We start from the raw sequence: 253 nt of genomic DNA, 5'->3' as shown, positions 1-253 counted from the left end.
AGCCATTATCCACCACTTTAATATTATCAACATCTAACTGCAGTTCAATCAGACAGCCCTCTGGGCAATAGCGGATGGCATTGTCTAGTAAATTGCGGATTAATAGCTTAAATAATACTGGATTGATAAGAATGGGCAAAATATCGGCAGGATTGTCACAGTGTACGGTGCGTTTTAATTGAATGTGTTTTTCACGAGCCAAGCGGTTGACATCACTCAGTACAGAATCTGTGAGCATCAGCCAGTCTGGATG

General features: G+C 41.5%; 1 protein-coding gene. It reads right to left on the bottom strand.

Translation table 11 applies throughout. The features are described 5' to 3' along the window. A partial coding sequence (locus AAEY75_RS16220; protein WP_502944451.1) for a sensor histidine kinase occupies positions 1-253 on the bottom strand: 253 nt, incomplete at both ends.

Origin of the sequence: Psychrobacter sp. TB55-MNA-CIBAN-0194 (assembly GCF_040309505.1) — a bacterium.
Taxonomy (GTDB): Bacteria; Pseudomonadota; Gammaproteobacteria; order Pseudomonadales; family Moraxellaceae; genus Psychrobacter; species Psychrobacter fozii.
This window is presented reverse-complemented; position numbering and strand designations above follow the sequence as displayed.